The 6589-nt window shown below is 69.4% G+C and carries 3 protein-coding genes; 2 read left to right on the top strand and 1 reads right to left on the bottom strand.

Features of this window, described 5'->3' with window-relative positions; all coding sequences use genetic code 11:
- Positions 1-373: 373 nt before the first annotated feature.
- Positions 374-949, top strand: coding sequence for a DUF998 domain-containing protein (locus ABZX92_RS33165; protein WP_355568165.1), 576 nt, complete (start codon positions 374-376; stop codon positions 947-949).
- Positions 946-2931 carry a glycosyltransferase gene (locus ABZX92_RS33160; protein ID WP_355568162.1) on the top strand — a complete coding sequence of 662 codons (1986 nt, stop codon included), beginning with the start codon at positions 946-948 and terminating at the stop codon, positions 2929-2931. Before ABZX92_RS33165 ends, ABZX92_RS33160 begins: the two co-directional genes overlap by 4 nt.
- Here ABZX92_RS33160 and ABZX92_RS33155 read toward each other — a convergent pair.
- Positions 2912-6574: a patatin-like protein gene (locus ABZX92_RS33155; protein WP_355568160.1), complete on the bottom strand. Its 3663-nt coding sequence runs from the start codon at positions 6572-6574 to the stop codon at positions 2912-2914. The genes ABZX92_RS33160 and ABZX92_RS33155 overlap by 20 nt on opposite strands.
- Between the last annotated feature and the right edge of the window lie 15 nt (positions 6575-6589).

The following is a 6589-nucleotide window of genomic DNA, read 5'->3' as shown; positions in this document are numbered from 1 at the left end:
GCGTGTGGTGGGACGGGACGGAAGCTCCCCGCGTGTGGCGGGATGGGACGGAAGCTCCCCGCGTGTGGTGGGACGGGACGGAAGCTCCCCGCGTGTGGTGGGACGGGACGGAAGCTCCCCGCGTGTGGCGGGATGGGACGGAAGCTCCCCGCGTGTGGTGGGACGGGACGGAAGCTCCCCGCGTGCGGCTGGACGGGACGCGGGGTCCCCGCGTGCGGCTGGAGCGTACGAAAGGTCCCCGCGTGCGGCCGTTTCCTGAAGGAGGGCTGAAAAAGGTGGGGCTGTCCCTACCCCGGGCACTCAGGGACACCTCAGGGTTTGCTCGGGGGAGTTCCCCATTGGTTGATCATCGGGAGCACAAGAGACTTTTGGCATGCTCGAGCAGGGGGCGAACAGACGGGGATTGGTGATCTGGGGACTGGTGTTCTCACTGGTCCCGATTTTCTACCTGCATGTGGTGTCGGCAGGGCAGCTCAACCCGGTCACCGACGTGATCAGCGACTACGTGTTCGTCCACAACGGCACGGAGTGGTTGGCCGCGACGTCTCTCAGCCTGGCGGCCATCTCCGCGTTACTTGCTGTCAACCTGAAGCAAGTGGGCAGGTCAGCGCGGTGGCTCATCGCCATCTGGTCGGCGGGGCTGACGGTGTCGACGATCTTCCCGACCGACCCGACGGGTGCGCCGACGAGCCTGTCGGGCTACGTCCACCGGTACGCGGGCGCGGTCATGTTCGTGGCGCTGCCGGCGGCGGGTGTGCTCATCGCGAAGAAATTTCCGGCCCTTCTCGGTATCGCAATAACGGCGAGCGTGTCGAGTGCGGCTTTTCTGGTCAGCCACGTTTCGTTCGCCGGTTTTGAGGCGCGCGGACTGACTGAACGCGTTTTGTTCGCATCCCTTTACGGACTTCTCTTCGCCATCGCGGCACTACAGGTGAGGCGCACGACATGACCATGCTCGCCATCACGCTCGCCGTGTTCGGCGCCGTGTGCTTCGCGCTTGCGGCCCGCCTGCAGCACGACGCGGTCGCGGAGACCGGGGCACGGGTCGGCGTCCTCAAGCAGCCGCGCTGGCTGGCAGGCCTCGCCCTGCTCGTCGCGGGTGCCGCGATCCACGCCGCGGCGCTCGGCATGGCACCCCTCACCGTCGTCCAGCCGATCGGCGTCGTAGCGATCGGCATAACGGCGCTCATGGACCGTCGCATGAGCGAACTGCCGGCGATCCTGATCACGACCGTGGGTGTCGGTGCGTTCGTGTTCCTCGCATCCGGCAGTGCGACTGCGACCCAGATCGCACCCGATGCCGAGCTCACGGCCGGACTAATAGTCATCGGGGCGATCGCCGTACCTGGAGTCATTGCCGCCCTCACGACCAATGCGCGGACACGAGCCGTGGCGTTCGCATCGGCCGGTGGTGTCGCGTACGGGTACGTGTCCGTGCTCATGCGCGCCGTGTCCCAAGCGGTGCAGCAGGGCGGTTTCGGGTTCGCGCAGTTCGTGTCCGTGCTCGGCATCGCACTCTCGCTCGCCGTCGGCGGCTGGCTCGTCCAGCACGCCTACGCCGGCGGGCCCCCTCATCTCGCCGTCGCCTGCCTGACCGTGGTGGATCCGCTGGTCGCGGTCGGCATCGGCGCCTTCCTGCTCGGCGAGGCCGCGCACCTGTCCCCGTGGACCGGTGCCGCGCTGATCGCCTGCGCGTTCGCCGCAGCCAGCGGTGTGTTCGCCCTCGCCCGTGAACCTCAAGCAACCACTCGATCGGAGCTTCCCGTGAACACCTCCAGCGCGCTGCGCGTCGTCATCGCCGCCGACACGTTCCCGCCGGACGTCAACGGAGCGGCGCGGTTCGCCCAGCGCCTCGCCTCGGGCCTCGCGTCCCGCGGTCACGACGTCCACGTGATCGCCCCGGACTCGCCGAAGGCCACCGAGATCGACGGTGTGACCGTGCACCGGCTGCGATCGCACCGGCTGCCGTTCTACCCGGACTTCCGCTTCTGCCTGCCGTGGCAGGCCGCCAAAGAGGCCGACGAGCTGGTCAAGTCGCTCAAGCCGGACGTGGTGCACGTCCAAGCACACTTCGTGGTGGGCCGGTTCGTCCTGAACTCCGCCGTCGCTCAGGGGATTCCCACGCTCGCCACGAACCACTTCATGCCGGAGAACCTGTTCAGCCACGCGCACGTGTCGGCGTTCCTGCAGGGCATGGCCCGCAAGTTCGCCTACCGCGACCTGGCGCGCGTGTTCGGACGGGCCGACATGGTGACCGCGCCGACGCCGCGTGCCGTGCAGTTGTTGCACGAGAGCGGTTTCCCCGAACGCGCGGTGCCGGTGTCGTGCGGCATCGACATCGCCCGCTATCAGCGGGAGGTCACCCACAACGACCGCCCCACGGCGTTGTTCGTCGGCCGGCTGGACGAGGAGAAGCGCGTCGACGAGTTCCTCAGGGCACTCGCCAGGGTCCCCGGCGCGTTCGGCGAGATCGTCGGTGACGGCACGTGCAAGGCCGAGTGGGAGCTGCTGGCCCGCGACCTCGGGATCACCGAACGGGTGCGGTTCCACGGTTTCGTGTCCGAGGACGAGCTGCTCGACGCCTACGCCCGTGCGGATCTCTTCGTGATGCCCGGTGTCGCCGAACTGCAGAGCCTCGCCACGATGGAGGCGATGGCCGCGGGCAAGCCGGTGATCGCCGCCAACGCGATGGCGCTGCCGCACCTCGTGCACCACGGCCGCAACGGCTGGCTGTTCGAGCCCGGCGACGTGAACCAGCTGGCCCAGCGCCTGCACACGCTCGTGCACGACGAGCCCATGCGGGGCCGGATGGGCGCCGCCAGCAGCGAGATCATCTCGCACCACGCGCTGGCGGCGACCCTGGAGCGCTTCGAGGCCCTCTACGCACGAGCGATGGGCCACACGGCACCCGTCATCGCACTGGCGGCCTGAGCTTCTGCTCGATCAGTTGCGCGACACCGAGTCCGGTCTGGGAGAGGGTGAGCTTCGAGGGGTGCTCGCCCTCTCCCTCGATGAGGAACCGGTAGAGCGACGCGTGGCCTTCCAGCCGTTCGCGCAGCAACTCCGCGATGTCGCCGCCGTCCGGGTAGACAGCCGGAATCGCCTCGCTGACGAGCTGCGTGCGGATCCTGCGGCGTTCCACCCGCGGCACGTACCAGGACGTGATCAGCAGCAGCGTCAGCCCGAACGCCAGCGCCGTGCCGATCATCGCCTGCCAGCCCCATCCGCCCGGCCGGATGAGCAGCAGCACGTCGGCGACCGCGAGGTAGCCGACGCCGTAGACCGCGGCCCAGCCCGCCGTCGCCGCCGCCGGTGGTTCCGCACGTTCGGTGCCCCACTCGCCTTCGACCCGGCGCCAGCGTTGCAGCGACTTCCCGCCGCTCAACGCCATGTAGACGCCGAACACTCCGCAGAGGACCGAAGTCGGGATCACCAGCCACGGCTTGGTGTGCAGCTCGAACTGCCAGATCGCCCACACGAGCCCGAGCGCCACGACCGCGGTCGCCGCCTGCTTCCACCGGCGTTTGATGATCTCCAGCGGCTTGAAGTCGGCCAGCACCGCGAGCGGGGTGCGGATCGGTGCGGGTAGCGAGCCCAGGACCAGCAGCGCCGTGACGACCAGCGCCACACCGGCCACCGTGACCGTGCCCGTGGTGATCTGCGAGCGGTCGTCCGGCAGCCGGTCGACGGCTATGGCCGTCAACGGGATCACCGGCGAGAGCAGCACCAGTCCGTGCAGCATCGTGCCGCTTCTCAATGCGGCGTAACCGAAAGCGGCCAGCAGACAGGCCGCGCCGATCGCCGCGCCCGGACCCGCGGCCCACGTCGGGAGCATGCCGAACAACGCCATCACGACCAGCGCGCCACCGACCGCCAGGCCCAGCAAACCCAGGAACTGAGCCAGGTTCCCGCCGCGCGTGAGGCCGGTGATCGTCCAGTACGGGAGCAGCGCGGCACCTCGCACCGCACGGGTGACCGGACGGACCGCGGCGAACCCCGCCCGTTCGGAGTCGGCCACCGTCACCGCGACAGCCGCTGCCGTCGCGGCGGTGCGGATCATCTGGTCCGACGCGGCTTCCTGGGTGAGCGGCTCGCGACCGATTCCCGCGCGGTCGAAGGCGTTGAGCGCGGCCATGCCCATCGTGACCGTGTGCTCCTGCGGGAACTCCAAGCGCCGCAACAGATCCGCGTGTTCTTCCAGGAAGAGCTCACCCCGCGAGCGCTTGTCCGCGCCGTCGCCCCGGTCGGCGATGATCGCGGCCCTCAGCCGGGGCAGTTCCTCGCAGATGATGCGCCAGTGCAGGCCCCACGCGGCGAGTTCGGCGAGCTTCATCGACGACGGCGACAGCTCGTGGTCCGCCTCGTAGATGCCCTGGAGCTCCTTCTTGGCTTCTACCGCGCAGTTCGCGACCTGGATCGGCAGCTCGGGGCCGAACATGTGCTCGATGACGCTGTTGACGACGGCTTCCGCGCGTTGTTCCGGAGTGCGCTGGTCGTTCTCGGGGCGGCCGAGCGTGTCCATCCTGCGCAGGCGGCGCGGGTCGAACAGCACGCGGCAGAGCATCGTGGCGCCGTCGAGGCGGCCCCAGATCCAGTCGTTGACCCGCCAGGACCGCTTGAGGAACCCGGAGAACCTCGACAGCGACGCGCCGCCCGCCTTGTCGTCGGCGGTGATCGACTGCTGGGCGAAGGCGTTGCGGGTCTGCAGCGAGACCTGGACGAGCTCGACCGGTGTGTCCAGGCCCGTGGAGGCGTCGTCGGACAGACAGGTGCCGGCGATCTCCAGCGCGAGCAGCCTGCTGAGGCACCGGTCCGCGTCCGACAGCCCGGCTTCCTGCGCGGTGGGCGGCTGGTCGAGCAGCGCGTGCCAGCACATCAGTCCGCCCAGCTTCAGCCGGTGCCCGTCGAGGCTCGTGATCACTTCCTGGGCCTCGCCGACGATCCGGCCGATCTCCGCGATCTGCGCCTTCACCTCCAGGCCGAGGTGCCCGTCGATCATGTGCTCGTGGTAGCTCGCGAGCCGGCCGGTCCAGTACTCCTGGCCCAGCGAGTCGGACGGCTTCCAGGCGAAGAGGTCGCCCCTCAGCCTGCGAAGTTCAGCGCGGACCTGGTGCAGTTCGCGGCGGGCCGTGGCGATCTGGTCTGCCTTGCCGTCCGGCGCGACCCAGACGAGCCGCTTGAGCAGGTCGAGTGCCGACGCCCCAAGACGTTCGGCCATCGTGATGCCCCACTCCCAGCCGACGCCCTCGCGGCAGACCGGGCTGGGCAGCTTCACACCCGGCACGTACGGCAGGACGCCGTGGCGCCTCTTCCAGTCGCGCTGGGCGGATTCCGCCGCCCGGCGCGCGCGTTCGAACGACCAGTTGGCCGGATTTCCCCTGGGGAGCTCGAACTGCTGGGTGGTGACCTGACGTGCGGCCAGCCGGATCTCGACGTCCTCGTAGTGGCCGAAGAGCTTGTCCGCCAACGAGTAGACCTCGTCCACCACGTTGTCGTCGTTGGTGTGCAGGCGTTCCAGGAGAGCCATGCGGCCGCCCCTGCTGCTCGCCGCCCGGCGGTTGTGCTCCTCGATCTTCTCGACGTAGGTGCGGTTCGCCTGGCTGGACATGGCGCTCAGGAGCTTGGCGCCGGAGGCGACCGTGGTCGGGCCCTTGGTCAGGGTGTCCGCGATCGGTTCCGAGCCGAGCGGTTCGGCGTGCGGGAAGACCAGCAGCATCACGCGACGCACCGGGCCGTCCGCCGGCATGCGGTCGATGGCTTCCAGGGCTTCTCGGGTCGGAGTGTTGACCAGGACGCCGCCGTCCACCGCGAACCTGCTCCGGTCGCCGCCGTTCGACCAGCTCGCGACGTCCGCCATGTCCGGGCGTTCCGGGGAGGCTTGACCGCCCACCGGGATGAAGCTCGGCTCGAACGCGAACGGGAAGCTCGCCGAGGACCTCGCGGCCAAAGCCAGTTGCAGGACCCGGTCGTTGAGCGTGTCCGCGGTGAAGTCGTCCCTGGTCTGCTCGCTGACCCAGCTGTAGGGGTCGCGGCGGAAGCTGAAGCTGCCCTGGTGGACCGACTGCGTCAACGGCTGGCCCAGGTCGTCGTAGGTGATCTCCGGGACGCCGCCGAGCAGCGTGGTGGTGATTCTGAGGTCGATCGGGCGCTGGTCGGGCTCGGTCGGGGTGAAGTCGGTGGTCAGGCGGGCCAGTGCTTCCTGGAGCCGGGGCAGGAAGAACTCGTCGCCCTTGAGCAACGACGCCGGCTCGCCGCGGAACGGTGTCCTGAGGAGCTGTTCCATCCGGCCCTGCTCGGCCCACAGGTCGCGGAGTCTGCTCAGATCCGCCTGTTTGTTGACCTGGGACAACGCCAGCGCCGCCCCGTTGATGCCGCCCGCCGACGTGCCGGCGATGACGTCCGCTCTCGCGGTGCAGCCGACCAGGTCCAGCAGTGGCTGGTACGTCGAACCCGGCCTGGTCAGCCGGTCCAGCTCCAGCACGACGCCGCCCATCCAGACGGCCAGGCTGACGCCGCCGTTCAGCACGACGGCGAACCGGACCTCCTCGCGCGACATGGGCTGTTGCTCGGTCATGCCGCATCACCCCCT

It is taken from the genome of Lentzea sp. NPDC006480, assembly GCF_040611995.1.
Lineage (GTDB): Bacteria > Actinomycetota > Actinomycetes > Mycobacteriales > Pseudonocardiaceae > Lentzea.
The sequence above is the reverse complement of the archived record's forward strand: the minus strand, read 5'-3'. Positions and strand labels throughout refer to the sequence as shown.

Bases quoted from the DNA above. Each gene is read 5' to 3' on its own strand.
- ABZX92_RS33155 (WP_355568160.1), bottom strand. From the start codon at position 6,574: ATGACCGAGCAACAGCCCATGTCGCGCGAGGAGGTCCGGTTCGCCGTC.
- ABZX92_RS33160 (WP_355568162.1), top strand. From the start codon at position 946: ATGACCATGCTCGCCATCACGCTCGCCGTGTTCGGCGCCGTGTGCTTC.
- ABZX92_RS33165 (WP_355568165.1), top strand. From the start codon at position 374: ATGCTCGAGCAGGGGGCGAACAGACGGGGATTGGTGATCTGGGGACTG.